Origin of the sequence: Streptomyces sp. NPDC047130, from assembly GCF_040643475.1 — a bacterium.
Lineage (GTDB): Bacteria > Actinomycetota > Actinomycetes > Streptomycetales > Streptomycetaceae > Streptomyces.
Genome location: NZ_JBEYUK010000035.1, coordinates 37,430 through 59,545, shown reverse-complemented (window position 1 = coordinate 59,545; position 22,116 = coordinate 37,430). Strand labels below are relative to the sequence as shown.

Annotated in this window: 4 protein-coding genes and 1 pseudogene; all 5 read left to right on the top strand. The window is 76.1% G+C overall.

Annotated elements, in window-relative coordinates:
• Window positions 1–63 precede the first annotated feature (63 nt).
• Window positions 64–231: pseudogene (locus tag ABZ836_RS28015) on the top strand (hypothetical protein); the annotation flags it as partial.
• A gap of 24 nt (window positions 232–255) precedes the next feature.
• Window positions 256–1,605 carry a beta-ketoacyl reductase gene (locus ABZ836_RS28010; RefSeq protein ID WP_361146725.1) on the top strand — a complete coding sequence of 450 codons (1,350 nt, stop codon included), beginning with the start codon at window positions 256–258 and terminating at the stop codon, window positions 1,603–1,605.
• Between the two features lie 303 nt (window positions 1,606–1,908).
• Entirely contained in the window at window positions 1,909–2,700 is a 792-nt protein-coding gene (locus tag ABZ836_RS28005) for an ABC transporter ATP-binding protein (RefSeq protein WP_356137602.1), read from the top strand.
• Complete coding sequence (locus tag ABZ836_RS28000; protein ID WP_361146722.1) at window positions 2,685–4,547, top strand: hypothetical protein; 1,863 nt, start codon at window positions 2,685–2,687, stop codon at window positions 4,545–4,547. The genes ABZ836_RS28005 and ABZ836_RS28000 overlap by 16 nt, the downstream gene beginning before the upstream one ends.
• Before the next feature lie 238 nt (window positions 4,548–4,785).
• Window positions 4,786–22,095 carry a type I polyketide synthase gene (locus ABZ836_RS27995; RefSeq protein ID WP_361146719.1) on the top strand — a complete coding sequence of 5,770 codons (17,310 nt, stop codon included), beginning with the start codon at window positions 4,786–4,788 and terminating at the stop codon, window positions 22,093–22,095.
• Window positions 22,096–22,116 lie beyond the last annotated feature (21 nt).

Sequence of the window (22,116 nt, the reverse complement as noted above, 5' to 3'; positions counted from 1 at the left end):
TTGGCGGGTGAGTTCGTCGATGCGTCGGCGCGGTTGCTGGTGCCGGGTGGGCGGTTCGTGGAGATGGGGAAGGCGGATGTGCGTGATCCGGGTTCCCTCGGGTGTGCGTACCGGGCGTTCGATCTGGGGGAGGCGGGGCCGGAGCGGATCGGGGAGATTCTCCGTGAGGTGTTGCGGTTGTTCGCGGAGGGTGTGCTGGTGCTGCCTCCGGTGCGGGTGTTCGATGTGCGGCGGGCTGCGGATGCTTTCCGGTTCGTGAGTCAGGCGCGTCATGTGGGCAAGGTGGTGCTGACGGTTCCGGGCGGGTGGGAGCCGGAGGGCACGGTCCTGGTCACGGGAGGCACGGGCGCACTCGGCGCCCTCACCGCCCGCCACCTCGCCGCACGGGGTTGCCGCAGCCTCCTCCTGCTGAGCCGCAGCGGCCCCGACGCCCCCGGCGCCGCCGACCTGGCGGCCGACCTGCGGGCCGCCGGAGCCGAGGCCGAGATCGTGGCCTGCGACATCACCGACCCCGAGGCGCTGGCCGGCACGGTGCGCGGCCGGCGGATCTCCTCCGTGTTCCACGTCGCGGGCGTCCTCGACGACGGTGTGGCCACCGCCCTCACCCCGGACCGCGTCGCCCCGGTGCTCGCGGCCAAGGTCACGGCCGCCCGTCACCTGCACGAACTGCTGCCCGACCTCGAGGAGTTCGTCCTCTACTCGTCCGTCTCGGCGACGCTGGGCACTCCCGGGCAGGGCAACTACGCGGCGGCCAACGCCTACCTCGACGCGCTCGCCCGGCACCGGCACGTCCGCGGACTGCCCGCCCTCTCCCTGGCCTGGGGGCCGTGGGACGTGGGCGCGGGCATGACCGGCGTCCTCAGCGACGGCGACCGGGAGCGCGCCGCGCGTTCCGGTCTTCCGCCGACCACCGCCGAGGAGGGCACGGCCCTGCTCGACGCGGCGCTGGCCGGCGCCGACCCCGCCGTGCTGCCGGGCGCCGTGGACGTCGCCGGGTTCACCGGCCGGCCGGAGGTGCCCCACCTGCTGCGCGGCCTGGTCCGCGGCCCGCGGCGTGCCGCGGCCGCCCGGGCCGGGGAGACCGGATTCGCCGACCAGGTCCGCGCCCTGCCGGCGGACGAACGCGCGCGGGTCCTGCTGGAACGCGTCCGGGCGGAGGCGGCCGCCGTGCTCGGCTTCGCCGCGGCGGATGCCGTGGAGCGGGACCGGCCCTTCAAGGACCTCGGGTTCGACTCGCTCACCGCGGTGGAACTGCGCAACCGGCTCGGCGCCGTCACCGGCGTCCGGCTGCCCGCCACCCTGGTCTTCGACCACCCCACCCCCGAGGCGCTCGCCGAGCGGCTCGGCGCCGAACTGGTGCCGCCCGCGCGGGGAACGGCGGACGCGCTGCTGGCCGGGCTGGACGAACTGGAAGCGGCGCCCCACGAGCTGTCCGCGAGCGACCGGTCCCTGCTGCGGGTCCGGCTGAGCGCCCTCCTCGCCCGGTTGGCGGACGACCACACCGGCCAGGACGCGGACGACGACGAGGGGCAGGACGCCGACCTGCGGGCCGCCACCGAGGAGGACATCTTCGCCCTCATCGACAGCGAACTGGAGACCCCATAGATCGCACTTGTGATCGAAGGACACCCCTACTGGGTGCCGTCACGTGAATTAGGGGTGCTGACGGCGCTCCGGTGCGGGGACCATCGGAGGGCCGGCCGAGCCGAGGGTCTCTCCCTCGGCACCCCCACTCGGTATGCGGAAGCACGACCGCCGTATTCCGGCCTGCCCGAAGGGTGAACTCGCCTATGCAGCAGGTTCGTTGGCAGGATGGCCAGCAGGTTTCCCAGAGGCCCGCGATCCGCCGGGCCGTCCTGAGTCTCCCTGAGAAGGAATGCGGTGGACGACGTAACTCAGCACACGACCATGACCGACACAACCGGCCGGGACTCCGGGAGAGAGGAACCCGCCTTCCGTCTGGAAGGCCTGCACAAGGTCTTCGGGGACTACACGGCCGCGCACCAGGTGGACCTCACCGTCCGGCCCGGCTCCTTCTACGGACTCGTCGGACCGAACGGCGCCGGAAAGACCACCACCCTCTCGATGGCCGTCGGCCTGCTCCGGCCCGACGCGGGCACCGCCCGCGTGCACGGCGTCGACATCTGGCAGGACCCGCTGGAGGCCCGCCGCCTGCTGGGCGTGCTGCCCGACGGGCTGGCCATGCCCGAGCGGCTGACCGGCCGTGAACTCCTCACCTACCTGGGCCAGTTGCACGGCATCCCCGCCGACGAGGCGGACCGCCGCGCCGACGAGCTGCTCGCCGTGATGGAACTCGACGGCTCCGCCGAACGCACCCTGGTGGTGGACTACTCCACCGGTATGCGCAAGAAGGTCGGCCTGGCCACGGCCCTGCTGCACGCCCCGAAGATGCTGGTGCTGGACGAGCCCTTCGAGGCGGTCGACCCGGTCTCCGCCGCCACCATCAAGCGGATCCTGCGGCGCTTCGTCGACCACGGCGGCTCGGTGCTGATCTCCAGCCACGTCATGGCGCTCGTCGAGGAACTCTGCGACACCGTCGGAGTGATGGCCCGCGGTCGCGTCGTCGCCGAGGGACCGCTGGACGAGGTGCGCGGCGGCCGCTCCCTCGAGGAGACCTTCGTCGACCTGGTGGGCGTGACCATCGGCGGCGGGGAGGGGCTGTCGTGGTTGGCGTCCTGATCCGCATGAAACTGGCGGTGCTGCGCCACAGCACGTCGGACTCCAAGATGGCGATGAACAGCCTCGGCTGGTCCGTCGGAATCTGTCTCGCCGTCACCACCGTCATCCTGGCCTTTCTCGACTTCTCCCAGCCGCGGATGCTGATGGACGTCCTCGCGGTGACGTTCGCGCTGTGGGCGCTGGGCTGGATCGTCGGCCCGATCTTCGCGGGCGAACCCCCGCTGAACGGCGAGCACTTCCACCGCCAGCCGATCCCGCGCCGCACCCTGGCCATGGGCCTGCTCGCCGCCGCCATGGTCGCCGTCACCACCGCCGTCACCGTGGTGGCGTTCGGGGCGACCATCGCCTTCGCGGCCCGGCTCAGCTGGCAGGCCGTCGTGGTGTCGGTGCCGGCGGTGGTGCTGCTCCTGCTGCTGGTGGTGCTGCTGTCGCGGGTGGTCACCCTGCTGTTCCGCGCCCTGTCCCGGTCGCGGACGGGCGGTGTGATCACCGCGACGGTCACCGCCGCGATCGTCTCGCTGTGCTCGTTCTCGTGGGTCCTGATGATCGGGGTCTACCTGCTGCTGGAGTACGGCTTCCCACCCACCTTCTCCACCGTGGTGCGGGCCCTGCCGTCCAGCTGGGGGCTCCTCGCCGTGGAGGCGGCGGGACGCGGCGACTGGCTGTGGACGGCGGCGCCGCTGGCGGCGCTGGCCGCCCTGGTCGCGGCGCTGTTCGCCGCCTGGACGGCGCTGCTGGGGCCGCAGCGGCTGGCCCGCCCGGTCGTCCGGGGTTCCTCCGCGCGCGACGCCGTGCGGCGCCGCCGGCTGTTCGGCAGCGACGTGGGCGTGATCTGCCTCAAGGAGCTGCGGACCTGGTGGCGCGACCCGATGCGCACCCAGAGCATCGTGCTCGGCCCGGCCTTCGCGGTCATCACCGCGCTGTTCCCGCTGATCTTCGACTTCACCGCCGCGTTCCCGTTCGTCGGTGCGGCCGGAGCGCTGATGGCCGCCGCGACCTGCGCCAACCTCTACGGCCAGGACGGCACCGCGCTCTGGCTGACCCTCACCGTGCCCGGCAAGGAGAAGGCCGACGTCCGCGCCCGCCAGCTCGCCTGGCTGATCGTCTTCGGCCCGCTCACGCTGCTGCTGACGATCGCCGGATCCCTGCTGCACGGCGACACCGCCCTGCTGCCCTGGGCGCTCGCCGGCAACCTCGCCGCGCTGGGCGGCGGCTCCGGCCTGCTGATCTGGGCCTCCGTCGCGGTCCTGGTCCCGGGCCCGGACCCGCACCGGAGCAAGAACTCGCCGATGGACCACGGCGACGTCACCGGGCAGTCGTTCATGATGTTCTTCCTGGTCGCGCTCGCCATGTGCCCGGCGCTCGGGGTCGCCTGGGCGGGCCACGCCACGGAACAGCCCGCGCTGCTGTGGGCGAGCGTCCCGGTCGCCCTGCTCACCGGCGTGCTCAGCCACGTGCTGCTCGGCTCGGTGGCGGCGCGGAAGCTGCGGGACAACGGCCCGGAGCTGCTGCACCTGATGCGTTCCGGAGCCCCGGCGTCGGCCCCCGCCGACGAGGACGAGGTGGGCAAGTCCCCGTTCGAGACGATGTCCGCGGGACGCCAGACGCTCATGTGGGCCGCCGCGGCGGTCGGCATCGTCGGCCTGTTCCCGCAGGGCCTGGTGGCCATGGGCATCAAGCTCAACGGCTCCCCCGACAAGGTCTGGTTCCTCGCGCTCCACGTCCCCGACCCCTGGCAGTGGCCGGTGATCGTCGCCATGGTCCTGATCGGCCTCGCGGGCTTCTGGACCGCCTACCTGGTCTACCGGGCCGAGAAGGCGCGGACCGCCGTCCAGGTGGCCACGTGAGCCGCGCCGCCCACGCCGGCCGACCCTGAGCCGGCCGTGCGGCCGCCCTCTGGCCAGGTGGTTTAGGGGCGGCTGCACGGCGGCTAGGGGTTGGCCGCCCCGTCGGCCGCTGGCTAGCGTCCGGAGTGCTTCAGTCGAGGAAGCAGCCGGACCACACGGCGGGCACCCGCGCCCGCCCCGGCCGTCGGCCGGACATGGTTCCGGTGAAACTCGCGACGTCGAGTGATTCGGGGCATTCATGTCGGATACGTACACCGGTGGTTCCGAGGCCGTGGCGATCATCGGGTACGCGTGCAGGCTGCCCGGCGCACCCGGCCCGGCGGCCCTGTGGGAGCTGCTCGCCGCGGGCGCCGACGCCGTCACCGAGACCCCCGCCGACCGCGCGCGCGTGCCCGGCGTCCCCCGCGGCGGATTCGTCGACCACGTCGCCGACTTCGACGCCGCCTTCTTCGGCATCTCCCCCCGCGAGGCCGCCGCCACCGACCCCCAGCAGCGCCTGGCCCTCGAACTCGCCTGGGAGGCGCTGGAGGACGCCCGGAGCGTCCCGGCCGACCTACGGGGCAGCCGCACCGGAGTCTTCCTCGGCGCGATCTGGGACGACTACGCCACCCTCCTGCACCGCGAGGGCGACGACGGCGTCGACCGCCACACCATGCCGGGCCTGCAGCGCGGCGTCATCGCCAACCGCGTCTCCTACACGCTCGGCGTGCACGGCCCCAGCCTGACCGTCGACGCCGGCCAGTCCTCCTCCCTGGTCTCCGTCCACCTCGCCTGCGAGAGCCTGGCGCGCGGCGAGTCCGACCTGGCCCTCGCCGGCGGAGTCAGCCTCATCCTGGCGCCCGACAGCACCGTCGCCGCGCTGCGGTTCGGCGGACTCTCCCCGGACGGCCGCTGCTTCACCTTCGACGAACGCGCCAACGGCTTCGTACGCGGCGAGGGCGGCGGCGTCGTCGTCCTCAAGCCGCTCGCCCGGGCCCTCGCCGACGGCGACCGCATCCACGCCGTCGTCCACGGCAGCGCCGTCAACAACGACGGCGGCGGCCCCAGCCTCACCGCGCCCAGCGCCGCGGCCCAGGAAGCCGTCGTCCGCGCCGCCCACGCCCGCGCGGGCGTCGCCCCGGACGCCGTCGGCTACGTCGAACTGCACGGCACCGGCACCCCGGTCGGCGACCCCGTCGAGGCCGCGGCCCTCGGCGCGGCCCTCGGCGCCGCGCGCACCGCGCCGCTGCCCGTCGGCTCGGTCAAGACCAACATCGGGCACCTGGAGGGCGCCGCCGGCGTCGCCGGCCTGCTGAAGGCCGTGCTCACCGTCGAGCGGGGCCTCGTGCCGCCCAGCCTCAACTTCCGTTCCGCGCCCGCCGGCATCCCCCTGGAACGGCTCAACCTGCGGGTGCAGACCGAGACCGGCGCGCTGGGAGGCGAAGGCTTCGCCGGAGTCAGCTCGTTCGGCATGGGCGGCACCAACTGCCACCTGGTGCTCGGCCCCGCCCCCACCGCCTCCCCCGCGACCGCCGCCTCCCCCGCGACCACCACCTCCCCCGTGCCCGCCGCTACCTCCGTGCCCGCCGCTTCCCCCGCCCCCGCCCCCGCCGCCGACGGCGAGGCGCTGCCCACGCCGGTGGTGGTCTCCGGCCGCACCGCGCAGGCGCTGCGCGCCCAGGCCGCCCGGCTGAGGGACGCGGTCGAGGAGTCGGACCTGGCCGTCGCCGACGTGGCGCACTCGCTCGCCACCACCCGCACCCGCTTCGCCCGGACCGCCGTGCTCCTCGCCGAGGACCGCGAGCAGCTGCTCGAGCAGCTCGGCGCGGTCGCCGCCGGACTGCCCGCGCCCGGCGTCAGCGAGGCCACCGCCCGCACCGGACGCCTGGCCATGCTCTTCTCCGGCCAGGGATCCCAGTGGCCCGCCATGGCCGCCGGGCTCCTCGACGCCGACGAGGTGTTCACCCGCACCGTCCACGCCTGCGAGGCGGCGCTCGCCCCGCACACGGACTTCTCGCTGACCGACGTCCTGCGCGGCGCCGAGGGCGCCCCCACGCTGGACCGGGTCGACGTGGTGCAGCCCGCGCTCTTCGCCGTGATGGTGGCCCTCGCCGAGACCTGGCGGTCCCTGGGCGTCGAGCCCGACGCCGTCGCCGGGCACTCCCAGGGGGAGATCGCCGCGGCCTGCGTGGCGGGCGCGCTGTCCCTGGAGGACGCCGCCGCGGTGGTCGCCCTGCGCAGCCGTGCCCTGCGGGCCCTCGCCGGGCAGGGCGGCATGCTGTCCGTGCAGGCGGGCGCGGACCGGGTCCGCCAGTGGCTGGACGCCACCCCCTCGCTCTCCCTCGCCGCCGACAACGGGCCCGCCGCCGTCGTGGTCTCCGGCCCGGACGGCGACCTCGACGCCCTCGCGGCACGCTGCGCGTCGCACGGCGTCGCGACCCGGCGCATCCCCGTGGACTACGCCTCCCACTCGGCGCAGGTCGAACGCATCCGCGAGGAACTGCTGTCGGCCCTGGCCGGCATCCGGCCCCGCACCTCCGACGTGCCGTTCCTGTCCACCGTCACCGGCGAATGGACCGACACGGCCGGCCTGGACGCCGCCTACTGGTACCGGAACCTGCGCTCCACCGTCGAGTTCGCCGGCGCCGTCCGGCGACTGGCCGAGGAGGACTTCCGCTTCCTCGTCGAGGTCACCCCGCACCCGGTCCTGGTCCCCGCCGTGCGCGACACCCTGGCCGAACTGGACGTGACCGGCACCGCGGTCGTCGGCTCGCTGCGCCGCGGCGAGGGCGGCCCGGCCCGGCTGCTCGCCTCGGGCGCCGAACTGCTCGCCCACGGCCTGGACGTCCGGCTGCCCGCCCCGCCCGGCGAGGTCGTGGACCTGCCCACCTACGCCTTCCAGCGCGAACGCCACTGGCGGCCCGGCCCCGCCGCCGAGCGCTGGAACGGCACCACCGAGCCCGGCGGGAACACCGCCGCGGACGGGACCGCCGCCCACCCGACCGCTACGGACCGGACCGTCGCAGCCCCGGCCGTCGCGGCCCCGGCCGTCGCGGCCCCGGCCGCCGCAGGCCCGGAGGACGCGCTGCGCGAGCGACTGCGCTCCGCCTCCCGGCAGTCCGCCCGCGGCACCGTTCTCGAACTGGTCCGCTCCCACGCGGCCGTGGCCGGCGGGTTCGCCGACGCCTCCGCCGTCGACCCGGAACTCACCTTCAAGGACCTCGGGCTCGCCTCCCTGACCCTGGTCGAACTGCGGGACCGGCTCGCCGCCGCCACCGGCCTCACCCTGCCGCCCACCTACCTCTTCGACCGCCCCACCCCGGCCGAGGTCGCCCGCCACCTGTGCGACGCGCTGCGCGGCGAGGACACCGACGGCACGCCGCCCGGCACCGCCGCCCGCAACCCGGTGGACCCCGGCGAACCCGTCGCCATCGTCGCGATGGCCTGCCGCTTCCCCGGCGGCATCGACTCGCCCGCGGCGCTGTGGGACGTGCTGAGCGAGGGCCGCGAAGTGCTCGGCGGCCTCCCCGCAGACCGGGGCTGGCAGCCGTACCTCGACGCACTGGACACCGAACTCCCCGCCGCCGGCGGGTTCCTGGCGGACATCGCGGGCTTCGACGCCGGCCTCTTCGGCATCTCCCCCCGCGAGGCCCAGGCGATGGACCCGCAGCAGCGGCTCCTCCTGGAGACCTCCTGGGAGGCCCTGGAGAGACTCGGCACCGACCCGGCCGCCCTGCGCGGCAGCCGCACCGGCGTCTTCGTCGGCGCCACCGCCATGGACTACGGCCCCCGGATGCACGAGCCTGGCGAGGGCGCGGAGGGCTACCTGCTCACCGGCTCGACCGCCAGCGTGGCCTCCGGCCGCATCGCCTACACCTTCGGGTTCGAGGGCCCGGCCGTGACCGTGGACACGGCGTGCTCCTCCTCGCTGGTGGCGCTGCACCTGGCCGCCCAGTCGCTGCGCGCCGGGGAGTGCTCCACCGCCCTCGCGGGCGGCGTCACCCTGATGGCCACCCCCGGCGTCCTCGCCGAGTTCGCACGACAGGGCGGCCTCTCTCCCGACGGCCGCTGCAAGGCCTTCGGCGCCGAGGCCGACGGCACCGGCTGGTCCGAGGGCGCCGGCGTCCTCGTCCTGCGCCGCCTGTCCGACGCCCTCGCCGACGGGCAGCGCGTCCTCGCCGTGGTCCGCGGCTCCGCCGTCACCTCCGACGGCGCGTCCAACGGCCTCACCGCCCCCAACGGCCTAGCCCAGCAACGCGTCATCCGCGACGCCCTGGCCTCCGCGGGCCTGACGCCCTCCGACGTCGACCTCGTCGAGGCGCACGGCACCGGCACCCGCCTCGGCGACCCCATCGAGGCGCAGGCACTGCTCGCGACCTACGGCCAGGGCCGGGACCCCGAGCAGCCCGTGTGGCTGGGGTCCGTCAAATCCAACATCGGGCACACCCAGGCCGCCGCCGGCGTCGCCGGCGTCATCAAGGCGGTCATGGCGCTGCGGCACGGCGTGCTGCCCCGCACCCTCCACGCCGACACCCCCTCACCGCACGTCGACTGGTCGGCCGGCGCGGTGCGGCTGCTCACCGAGAACGTCCCCCTGGCCCCCGCGGACCGGCCCCACCGGGCCGCCGTCTCCTCCTTCGGCATCAGCGGGACCAACGCCCACGCGGTCATCGAGGCGGCACCCGCACCGGCCGGCCCCGCGACCGAGGAACCGGCAGCCGGACCGGCGCTGCCGGTGCTCCTCTCCGGACGCGGTGACACGGCGCTGCGCGCCCAGGCCGCCCGGCTCCGGAGCTTCCTGGACACCGAACCGTTCCTGCCGGTGACCGCGATCGCGCGGTCCTCGGCCACCACGCGCTTCACCCTGGACCGCCGCGCGGCCGTGTTCGCCGCCGACCGGGAGGAGTTGGCGGCACGCCTCGACGCGCTGGCCGCCGGCCACGACTCGGCGGGCCTGCTGAGCGGCGTCGCCGCACCGGGGCGCGTGGGGTTCCTGTTCTCGGGTCAGGGAGCGCAGCGGGTCGGGATGGGGCGCGAGCTGTACGAGGCGTTCCCCGTCTTCGCCGAGGCCTTCGACGCCGTGTGCGCGCGGGTGGAGCTCGAACTTCCGTTGCTGCGTGACGTGGTGTTCGGCGACGATGCGGAGCTGTTGGCGCGGACGGTGTACACGCAGCCCGCGCTCTTCGCGGTCGAGGTGGCGCTGTTCCGGCTGGTGGAGTCCTGGGGTCTGGCCCCCGACGTGCTGGTCGGTCACTCCATCGGTGAGCTGGCCGCCGCGCACTGCGCCGGGGTGTTGTCGTTGGAGGATGCCTGCCGGCTGGTGTCGGCGCGCGGCCGGTTGATGGACGCGCTGCCGTCGGGCGGCGCGATGCTGGCCGTGGAGGCCGCGGAGGACGGCCTGGAACTGCCCGACGGGGTGGACCTGGCGGCCGTCAACGGGCCCACCTCCGTCACGGTGTCCGGTGACGCCGAAGCGGTCGACTCGCTGGAGGAGCGGCTGCGCGCCGAGGGCGTGCGGGTGAAGCGGCTGACCGTCTCGCACGCGTTCCACTCGCGGCTGATGGAGCCGATGCAGGCCGAGTTCGCCGCCGTCGCCGAGTCGCTGACCTACCACGCCCCGGCGATCCCGGTCGTGACCACGGCCCCCGGAGACATCGCCACCCCTGCCTACTGGGTAGGCCAGATCCGCGAGCCCGTCCGCTTCGCCGACGCGATCGCCTCCCTCGGCGACACCCGGACCTTCCTCGAACTCGGCCCCGACGGCACCCTCTCCGCCCTCGTCCCGCTCGTCTCCGACGACGCCACCGCCGTGCCGCTGCTGCGCCGTGACCAGGACGCGGCCGGGTCGGCGCTCACCGCCGTCGCCGCCCTGTGGACGCGGGGGGTCGCGCCGGACTGGGCGGCCGTCGCCGGTCCGGGCGGAGGCCACCCCGTCGAGCTGCCGGCCTACGCCTTCCAGCGCACCCGCTACTGGACCTCCCAGGTCCCCTCCACCACCGCACTGGCCGGCGCCGGCCTCGCCGTGGCCCATCACCCGCTGCTGGGCGCCGAGGTGCCGCTGGCGGGCGACGGCGGACAGGTCTGGACCGGCGTCATCGGGCTCGCCACCCACCCCTGGCTGGCCGACCACGTCGTGCACGGCCGCGTCGTGCTGCCCGGCACCGCCTACGTCGACCTCGCCCTCCACGCGGGACGGCAGGCAGGACTGCCCGGACTCGCCGAGCTGATCGTGCACGAGCCCCTGGTCCTGCCCGAGCGGGGCGGCTGCCAGCTCCAGATGACCGTGAGCGGGCACACAGTCGAGATCCACAGCCGGCCCGACGGCGACAGCGGGGCGCGCTGGACCACTCACGCCGTCGGCACGCTGGAGCCGGACCGCCCGGCCGGGGAAGCCCCCCGCCCCGACGACGCCTGGCCCCCCACGTCCCCGTCCGTGGCACCCGAGTACGACGCACTCGCGGCCGCCGGCCTCGCCTACGGCCCCGGCTTCCGCGGCCTGCGCGCCGCCTGGCGCGAGGGCGACACCGTGCACGCCGAGGTCGAGCTGCCCGAAGGGCCGCAGGCCGTGCTGTACGACGCCGCGCTGCACGCCCTCGGCGCCACCGGACTGCTCCGCGAGGACGGCTCCGCTCTGCTGCCGTTCGCCTGGTCGGGCGTGACCCGGCACGCCGTCGGAGCCACCGCGCTGCGCGTCGCCCTGACCCGCCGCGGCCCCGACGAGTACACGGTGCGGCTCGCCGACCCGGCCGGCCGGCCCGTGCTGACGGCGCGTTCCCTGGCGTTCCGGCCCGTGACCGCCGACCGGTTGGGCGACGCGGCCACGGGCGTGCTCCACGGCATCGACTGGACGCCCGCCACCGAGGGAGAGGAAACGCGCGAGGCGCCGCTCGCGGCGCTGCCCGTGTGCACCGCCGATCTCCTCGACACCGTCGCGGGGGTGACCCGGTTCCCCGACCTGAAGGCCTGGGCCGAGGAGGGCGCCCACCCCGGCGTCGTCCTCGCCTGCGTGGGCTCCGGCCCGGAGCCGGCCGCGGTGGGCGCCGCCCTCGCGCGACGCACCCACGCCACGGTCGACGCCGTCCTCGCCCTGCTCCGCGACTGGGCGGACGACGAGCGGTTCGCCGACGGCCGGCTGGTCGTCGTCACCCGGAACGCCGTGGCCACCGCCGACGGCGAGCCGGTCGACCCGGCCGCCGCCGCGGTCTGGGGCCTGGTGCGTTCCGCGCAGACCGAACACCCGGGCCGCTTCGGCCTGGTGGACCTGGACGGCACGCCCGCGTCGGCCCAGGCGCTCGCCGGCGGCCTGCCCGGCGACATCCCGCAGACCGCTCTCCGCTCCGGCACCCCGCTGACTCCCCGCGCGACGCGGCTGCGCGGCGGCACCACGCCGACGTGGGGCCCGCGCGACACGGTCCTGATCACCGGCGGCACCGGCGCGCTCGGCGCCCGCGTCGCCCGCCACCTGGCCGCCGAGCACGGGGTCGCGGGACTGGTCCTGCTCTCCCGGAGCGGCCCCGACGCGCCGGGCGCCGGCGAACTGGTCGCCGAACTCACGGCCCACGGCGTCACCGCGACGGTCGTCGCCGGCGACGCCGCCGACCGGCGCGTCCTCGACCGCGTCCTCGCCGACCACCCGGTCACCTCCGTCGTCCACACCGCGGGCGTCCTCGACGACGGCCTGCTCACCTCGCTCACCCCCGAACGCCTCGCCGCCGTGCTGCGCCCCAAGGCCGGGACGGCGGCACTCCTCGACGAGGCGACCCGCCACCTCGGCCTGACCTCCTTCGTGCTGTTCTCCTCCGTGGCCGCCTCCTTCGGCACCGCGGGCCAGGCCTCCTACGCCGCCGCCAACGCCTTCCTCGACGGCCTCGCCGCCCGCCGCCGCGCCGAAGGACTGCCCGCCCTCTCGGTGGGCTGGGGTCTGTGGGGCGGGGCCGGAGGCATGGCCGACGGCCTCGGCGCGGCGGACCGCGCCCGCTTCGCCGCCCTGGGCGGCGCCCTCGAACCCGACCAGGGCGTGCGGCTGCTCGACGCGGCCGCCGCCGCCGGACCCGCGCACGTCCTGGCCATGGCCGCCCAGCCCGTCCCCGACGCGACCACCACCACGCCGCTGCTGCGTCACCTGGTCCGCGCCGAGCTCCGCCCGGCCGCGTCCGCCGCGTCCGCCGCGGACCCCGGCGGCCTCACCGCGCTGCCGGAACGCGAGCGGGCACGCGCCGTCGAGGAACTGGTACGGACCACGGTCACGGCCGTCCTGGGGCACTCCTCCGGCACCCGCCTGGACCCCGACCGGACCTTCAAGGACCTCGGGTTCGACTCCCTCACCGGCGTCGAGCTGCGCAACCGGCTCGCCGCCGCCACCGGGCTGCGGCTGGCCGCCACCCTCGTCTTCTCCCACCCCAGCCCCGCCGCGCTCACCGCCCACCTCCTCCAGGAACTGGGCGGAACGGCCACCACCGCCGCCGTGGCGCGGAGCCCCCGGCGCACCGCCACGACGGACGAGCCGATCGCCATCGTCGCGATGAGCTGCCGCTATCCGGGCGGCGTGGACAGCCCGGAGGAGCTGTGGCGGATGGTCCGCGAGGGCCGCGACGGCATCACCGGCTTCCCCACCGACCGGGGCTGGGACCTCGGCCGCCTCCACGACCCCGACCCGTCCCGCCCCGGCACCACCTACGCACGGCACGGCGGCTTCCTGCACGACGCCGCCGCCTTCGACGCCGGACTCTTCGGCGTCTCCCCGCGCGAGGCGCTCGCCATGGACCCGCAGCAGCGTCTGCTGCTGGAGCTGTCCTGGGAGACCTTCGAACGCGCCGGCATCGACCCGGCCACCCTCCGCGGCAGCGAGACCGGCGTCTTCGCCGGCGTCATGTACCACGACTACGCCGCCGCGGCCGAGACCCTGCACGAGACCGAGGGCTACCGGGCCACCGGCGGCGCCGGCAGCGTGGTGTCCGGCCGGATCTCCTACACCTACGGGCTCGAGGGCCCGGCCGTCACCGTGGACACCGCCTGCTCGTCGTCCCTGGTCGCCCTGCACCTGGCCGCCCGCTCGCTGCGGGCGGGCGAGTGCTCGCTGGCCCTCGTCGGCGGCGTCACCGTGATGTCCACGCCCAGCGTCTTCGTGGACTTCAGCAAGCAGCGCGGCCTCGCCCCCGACGGCCGCTGCAAGTCCTTCTCGGCGGACGCGGACGGCACCGGCTGGTCCGAGGGCGCCGGCATGCTCCTCGTCGAGCGGCTCTCCGACGCCGTGCGCAACGGCCACCGCGTGCTGGCCCTGGTCCGCGGCTCCGCCGTCAACCAGGACGGGGCCTCCAACGGCCTCACCGCACCGCACGGCCCCTCCCAGGAGCGCGTCATCCGCGCGGCCCTCGCCGACGCCGGCCTCACCCCCGGCGACGTGGACATGGTCGAGGCGCACGGCACCGGCACCAAGCTGGGCGACCCGGTCGAGGCCGAGGCACTGCTGGCCACCTACGGACGGGGCCGCAACCCCGAACAGCCCCTGTGGCTCGGATCGTTGAAGTCCAACATCGGGCACACCCAGGCGGCCGCGGGCGTCGGCGGCATCATCAAGACCGTGATGGCGCTGCGGCACGGCGTACTGCCCCGCACCCTGCACGCCGACGTGCCGTCGCCCCACGTCGACTGGTCGGCGGGCGCGGTGGAACTCCTCGCCGAGGAGCGGCCCTGGCCGGAGACCGGGCGGCCCCGGCGCGCGGCGGTCTCGTCCTTCGGCATCAGCGGCACCAACGCGCACACCATGATCGAGCAGGCGCCGGCCGAACCCGTCGCCGGTGAGCCGGTGCCCCGCGACCCGGACACGCTGATCCCCTGGGTCCTGAGCGGAGCCACGCCGGAGGCCCTGCGCGCCCAGGCGGCCCGGCTGCGCTCCTCGGCCACGGCCGAGGACCCGGCCGACGTCGGCCTCTCGCTCGCGACCCGGCGCGCGGCGCTGGAACACCGGGCGGTGGTCCTCGGGGCGGGACGCGAGGAACTCCTCGCCCACCTGGACGAGCTCGCGACGGGACGCGGCAACACGCCGACAGGCGTCGCCGTCTCCGGACGCACCGGGTTCCTGTTCTCGGGTCAGGGCGCGCAGCGGGTGGGGATGGGGCGTGAGCTGTACGAGGCGTTCCCCGTCTTCGCGGAGGCGTTCGACGCGGTGTGCGCGCGGGTCGATCTCGAACTTCCGTTGCGGGGTGTGGTGTTCGGGGACGACGCCGCGCTGCTGGCGCGGACGGTGTACACGCAGCCCGCGCTGTTCGCCGTCGAGGTGGCGCTGTTCCGGCTGGTGGAGTCCTGGGGGGTTACCCCGGACGTGCTGGTGGGCCACTCGATCGGTGAGCTGGCCGCCGCGCACTGCGCGGGCGTGCTGTCCCTGGACGACGCCTGCGCTCTCGTCTCGACGCGTGGCCGGTTGATGGACGCACTGCCGTCGGGTGGCGCGATGCTCGCCGTCGAGGCTTCCGAGGACGGTCTGGACCTGCCGGAGGGCGTGGACCTCGCGGCCGTGAACGGCCCGACCTCGATCACGGTGTCCGGTGACGCCGAGGCGGTCGGCGCGCTGGAGGAGCGGCTGCGTGCCGAGGGCGTGCGGGTGAAGCGGCTGACCGTCTCGCACGCGTTCCACTCGCGGCTGATGGAGCCGATGCAGGCGGAGTTCGCCGCCGTCGCCGAGTCGCTGACCTACCACGCCCCGGCGATCCCGGTCGTGACCACGGCCCCCGGCGACCTCGCCACCCCGGACTACTGGGTCGGCCAGATCCGCGAGCCCGTCCGGTTCGCCGACGCGATCGCCTCCCTCACCGACACCCGGACCTTCCTCGAACTCGGCCCCGACGGCACCCTCTCCGCCCTCGTCCCGCACATCACCGACGACGCCACCGCCGCACCCGCCCTGCGCCCCGAGCAGGGGGAGCACGCCAGGCTGCTGCGCGCCGTCGCCGAGGTGTACGTGCGGGGCGCCGCCGTGGCCTGGGAGACGTTCTTCGCGCCGCTCGGGGGCCGCCCCGTCGAGCTGCCGACCTACGCCTTCCAGCACGAGCGCTACTGGCCCGACGCGGTGGCCGACGCCGGGGCCGCGACCGCCCGCGACGAGGCGGAGGCCGACTTCTGGACGGCCGTCGCCGGACAGGACGTCGACCGGCTCGCCGACGCCCTGGGACTGCCCGACGACGACGCCCGGCGCGGACTGGCCGGACTCATGCCGCACCTCTCGTCCTGGCACGACCGCCGGCGCACCGAGGCGACCGTCGGCTCCTGGTACCACCGGGCGGTCTGGCGCCCCGTCGCACCGGCGCCCGCCGTGCTCGACGGCGTCTGGCTCCTGGTCGGCGCCGACCTCGACGAGGGACCGGGCGCGCGGATCGCCGACGCGCTACGACGCGGCGGCGCCACCGTCCTCGGCCTGCCGGACCCCGGCGACGACCGGACCGCCCTCGCCGACCGGCTGCGCGGGTACGGAGACCTGGCGGGCGTCGTCTCGCTGTGCGGAACGGACACCACCGCGCTGCGGGACGGCGGCGCCCTCGGCCGGGGACTCGCCGCCACCCTCCTGCTCACCCAGGCCTGTGCCGACGCCGACGTCCCGCTCTGGGCCCTCACCCGGGGAGCGGTGTCGACCGGCCGCGCCGACGGCCCGCCGGACCCCGCCCAGGCCCAGATCTGGGGATTCGGCCGTGTCGCCGCCCTGGAACTGCCGCACGTCTGGGGCGGGTTGATCGACCTGCCCGAGACCCTGGACGACCGCGCCGGGAACCGCCTGTGCGCCGTCCTCGCCGCCGGCAGGGACCGTGACGGCGACGGGGACGTCGAGGACCAGCTCGCGGTCCGGGCCGACGGCGTCTCCGCACGCCGTCTCGTCGCCGCCCCCGCGCCCCCGCCCGCCACCGGTCCCGGACCCCGCACCGACGGCACCGTGCTGGTCACCGGCGGCACCGGCGCGCTCGGCGCCCAGGTGGCCCGGCTGCTCGCCGCACGCGGCCACACCCGGCTGCTGCTCGTCGGCCGACGCGGACCGGACGCTCCCGGCGCGGCCGAACTGGTCGCCGAACTCGCCGCTGCGGGCGCCACCGCCACGGCCGTCGCCTGCGACGCCGCCGACCGCGACGCGCTCGCCGCGCTGCTCGCCGGCATCCCCGAGCAGCATCCGCTCACCGCCGTCGTCCACGCCGCCGGCGTCCTCGACGACGGCGTGCTGGACGCCCTGACCCCGGACCGCTTCGAACAGGTGCTCCGCGCGAAGACCCTGGCCGCCGAGAACCTCGACGCCCTCTCCGGGGACCTCCCGCTCGACTCCTTCGTCCTCTTCTCGTCCTTCACCGGCGCCGTCGGCACGGCGGGCCAGGCCAACTACGCCGCCGCCAACGCCCACCTCGACGCACTCGCCGAGCGCCGACGCGCCCGCGGACTGCCCGCCACCTCGATCGGCTTCGGGCCGTGGGCCGAGACCGGCATGGCCGAGGACGAGGCCCTCACCCAGCGCCTGCGCCGTTCCGGCCTCACCCCCCTCGACCCGGACCTCGCCATCGGCGTCCTCGGCCGGACGCTCGACGGCACGGACGCGACGGCGGACGGCGCGGCCGTCGTCGTCGCGGACGTCGACTGGCGGCGGTTCGCGACCGGGTTCACCGCCGCCCGCCCCAGCCGCCTGCTCCGCGAACTCGTCCCCGCCGGCCGGCCGGACGAGGCCGGGGACCCGGCCGGAGCCACCGGCCTCGCCGCCCGCCTCGCCGCCGCCGGCGAGGGCGAGCGGCGCCGGATCACCGAGGACCTGGTGCGCACCCTGGCCGCCTTCGTGCTCGGCCACGGCACGGCCGCCACCGTCGCGCCCGACAAGGCCTTCCGTGACCTGGGCTTCGACTCCCTCACCGCCGTCGAGCTGCGCAACGCCCTGCGCGCGGCCACCGGCCTCCCCCTCCCGGCCGGCCTGATCTTCGACCACCCGACGCCGGCCGCGCTCGCCGCCCGCCTGCGCGCCGACCTCACCGGCGCCACCGAGGCCGTCGCCCCCGCCGGAGCCCCCGGCCCCTCCGCGTCCGCCGCCGCCGACGACCCCGTAGCCGTCGTCGCGATGGGCTGCCGGTTCCCCGGGGCGGCCACCCCGGAGGAGTTCTGGGAGGTGCTGACCCAGGGCCTCGACCTGGTGGGCGACCTCCCCGCGGACCGGGGCTGGGACCTGCGCGACGCCCCCGACTTCGCCCGCCGCGGCGCCTTCCTGCCCGACGCCGCCGGATTCGACGCGGACCTCTTCGGCGTCTCCCCGCGCGAGGCGCTCGCCATGGACCCCCAGCAGCGGCTGATGCTGGAGACCTCCTGGGAGACCTTCGAGCGGGCCGGACTGGACCCCGCCACCCTCCAGGGAAGGCGCATCGGCGTCTTCGCCGGCACCAACGGACAGGACTACGCCGGTCTGTTCCCGGCCGTCGGCTCGGGCGTGGAGGGCCACGTGGCCACCGGCAGCGCGGCCAGCGTGCTGTCGGGCCGGATCTCCTACACGTACGGCCTGGAAGGCCCGGCGATCACCGTGGACACGGCGTGCTCGTCGTCCCTGGTCGCCCTGCACCTGGCGGCGCAGTCACTGCGGTCGGGCGAGTGCTCGATGGCGCTCGCGGGCGGCGTCACGGTCATGACCGGGCCCACCGCGTTCGTCGAGTTCGCCCACCAGCGCGGACTGTCGGCCGACGGGCGCTGCAAGGCGTTCGCCGCCTCCGCCGACGGCACCGGCTGGGGCGAGGGCGTCGGACTGGTGCTGCTGGAGCGGCTGTCGGACGCGCGGGCCAACGGCCGACGTGTCCTCGGACTGCTGCGGGGCAGCGCGGTCAACCAGGACGGCGCGTCCAACGGCCTCACCGCCCCCAACGGCCCCGCGCAGCAGCGGGTGATCCGCGCCGCCCTGGCCTCCGCCCGGCTGTGGCCGTCGGAGGTGGACGCCGTCGAGGCGCACGGCACCGGCACGCGGCTGGGCGACCCGATCGAGGCGGAGGCGCTCCTCGCCACCTACGGCAAGGACCGGACGGAACCCCTCCACCTCGGCTCGGTGAAGTCCAACATCGGCCACACCCAGGCGGCGGCGGGCATCGCCGGCGTCATCAAGATGCTCCTGGCGATGCAGCACGGCGTGCTGCCCCGCACCCTGCACGCGGCGGAGCCGACCCCGGCCGTCGACTGGGACACCGGCAGCCTGCGGCTGCTCGACGAGGCAACCCCGTGGACGCCACGGGACGGCCGGCCGCGCCGGGCGGCCGTCTCCTCCTTCGGGATCAGCGGCACCAACGCCCACGTCGTCCTGGAACAGGCCGACGACGCCGCACCGTCGGCGCCCGACCAGCGGTCCGTGCTGCCCTGGGCCTTCTCGGCCCACTCCGGCACGGCCCTGCGCGCCCGGGCGGAGGCGCTGAAGGCGCTGTGCGACACCCCCGGAACCTCCGCCGTCGCCACCGGACGGACGCTCGCCACGACGGCACGCGGACAGGCGCACCGCGCCGTCGTCCTGGCCGAGGACCTCACCGGCTACGCCACCGGCCTGACGGCCCTGACGGCGGACGAACCCGCCGCCGGGACCGTACGGGGCACCGTGCGCGAGGGCCGCACCGGCTTCCTGTTCTCGGGTCAGGGCGCGCAGCGGGTGGGGATGGGTCGTGAGCTGTACGAGGCGTTCCCGGTGTTCGCGGACGCCTTCGACGCGGTGTGCGCGCGGGTGGACCTGGACCGGCCGCTGCGTGAGGTGGTGTTCGGAGACGGCGAGGCGCTGAACCGGACCGTGTACGCGCAGGCCGGGCTGTTCGCTCTCGAGGTGGCGCTGTTCCGGCTGGTGGAGTCGTGGGGGGTGACCCCGGACGTGCTGGTGGGCCACTCCATCGGCGAGCTGGCCGCCGCGCACTGCGCGGGCGTGCTGTCCCTGGACGACGCCTGCCGGCTGGTGTCGGCACGCGGCCGGCTGATGGACGCGCTGCCGTCCGGCGGCGCGATGCTCGCCGTCGAGACCGCGGAGGACGGCCTGGAGCTGCCCGACGGGGTGGACCTCGCGGCCGTCAACGGCCCGACCTCGATCACGGTCTCCGGCGACGCCGACGCGATCGGCACGCTGGAGGAGGGACTCCGGTCCGAGGGCGTGCGCGTCAAGCGGCTCACCGTCTCGCACGCGTTCCACTCACACCTGATGGAACCCATGCAGGCCGAATTCGCGGCCGTCGCCAAGGCGTTGACCTACCACACCCCGTCCGTGCCGGTCGTGACCACGGCCCCCGGCGACATCGCCACCCCCGACTACTGGGTGGACCAGATCCGCGAGCCCGTCCGCTTCGCCGACGCGATCGCCTCGCTCACCGAGCACACCCGCTTCCTCGAACTCGGCCCCGCGGGCGCCCTGAGCGCGCTCGTCCCCGGCGCGGTCCCCGCGATGCGCCGCGACCGCCCCGAGGCGGAGTGCCTGTTCGCCGCCCTGGCCCGGCTGTGGGTCGAGGGCACGGACGTGGACCTGGCGGCCGCGTTCCCGCAGGCGCCGCCCGTCACCCTGCCGCCCTACCCGTTCCAGCACACCCGCTTCTGGCCCGAGGCGACCCCCGCCGCCCACCGCGCCGCGCCCGACCGGGGCCGGTACGAGGTGATCTGGACCCCGGTGGCCGAAGGAGCCGCACGGCCGGCCGGCACCTGGCTCCTGGTCACCCCGCCCGGCGGGGGCGCCCGGGCCGACGTCGCCGCCGACCGGGTGGGCCGCGCGCTGGAGGGCGCCGGCGCCCGGGTCGTCGCCGTCCCCGGCGGCACCGACCGCGCCGCCCTCACGGCGCGGCTGCGCGCCGCGACCGAGGGGAGCACCCCGGCCGGGGTGCTGGCACTGGCGTCCGGCGCGGGCTCCCTGCCCTCCGTGGTGGTCCTCGCGCAGGCGCTCGACGACGCCGGCGTGCCGGGACCGCTGTGGTGCGCCACCCAGGGCGCCGTGCGGGTCTCCACCGACGACCCCGGGCCCGACCCGGACCAGGCCGCCGTCTGGGGCTTCGGCCTCACCGCGGCCCTGGAGATGCCCCGCACCTGGGGCGGACTGGTCGACCTGCCCGCCGAGTGGGACGACCGGACCGGCACACGCCTGGCCGCACTGCTCGGGTCCGCCGACGCCGAGGACCAGGCGGCGATCCGCCGGACCGGCGTGCTCGGCCGCCGTCTCGTCCAGGACGCCCCCCGGCGCGCGGACGGCACGCCCGACGGATGGCGGCCGACCGGCACCGTGCTGATCACCGGCGGCACCGGCGCGCTCGGCGCGCACACCGCCCGCCGCCTCGCCCGGCGGGGCGCCCCCCATCTGCTGCTCGTCGGACGCCGCGGCCCGGACGCCCCCGGCGCCGCCGAACTGGCCGCCGAACTGACCGCGCTCGGCAGCCGCGTCACCCTCGCCGCCTGCGACACGGCCGACCGCGACGCGCTCGCCGAACTGCTCGCGCACCTCCCGGAGGACCTGCCGCTCAGCGGCGTCGTCCACGCGGCCGGGACGGTGCACGACGGAGTGATCACCTCGCTCACCCCCGACGGCGTCGCGGACCTCCTCGACACCCGACTGGCCGCCGCCCGCCACCTCGACGAGCTGACCGCGGAGCACCGGCTCGACCACTTCGTGCTCTTCACCTCCTTCGCCGGTGTCGTCGGCAACCTCGGGCAGGCCGCCTACGCCGCGGGCAACGCCGCGCTGGACGCCTTCGCCCAGCGGCGCCGTGCGGCCGGACGCGCCACCACCGCCCTCGCGTGGGGCCCGTGGGCCGGTACCGGAGTGGGCGCGGCCACGGCGGCCGGTGAGCAGCAGCAGCGCACCGGCGTGACACCGCTCTCCCCCGACGAGGCCCTCCTCGCGTTCGACGAGGCCCTCGCCGAGGACCGGACCACGGTCTGCGTGGCCGGCATCGACTGGAACCGCTTCGGCTCCCTGCTGCGGGCCGGGCGCGGCGGGCGGCTGCTCGACCTGCTGCCCGCCGCACCCCGGCCCGCCACGCCCGCCACCGACGGGCAGGGGCAGGGGCAGGAGCAGCCGGACCTCGCCGGACGGCTCGCCGGGGCGTCGCGGGCCGAACAGGAGCGCGTCCTCGTCGACCTGGTCGTCTCCAGGACCGCCGCCGCGCTCGGCCACCGCACCACGGCGGCCATCGACCCGGACCGGCAGTTCCGCGCCCTGGGCACCGACTCGGTGATGGCCGTCGAGCTCCGCAACCTGCTCGACGCCGCCACCGGGCTGTCCCTGCCCGCGACCCTCGTCTTCGACCACCCGACCCCCGCGGCTCTCGCCGCCCACCTGCGCGGGCGCCTCCTCGGCGAGGACCCGGCCACCGACCCGGCGGACACGGAGAGTGCCGTCGTCCGGCTGGAGAAGTTCGAGCTCGGGCTCCTCGAGACCCCGCCCGACGCGGAGGAGACGGCTGTCCTGCTCGCCCGGCTCCGCGACCTCACCGACCGGCTCCGCTCCGCGGCGGCCCCCGCCCCGGCCCGTTCCGGGCCCACGGGCGCGGCCGACGAGATCGATCTGGAGGCGGCGAGCGCGTCCGACCTCTTCGATCTGATCCACAAAGAATTCGGCAAGTCCTGACATGTACGGTCCCGCCTGCTG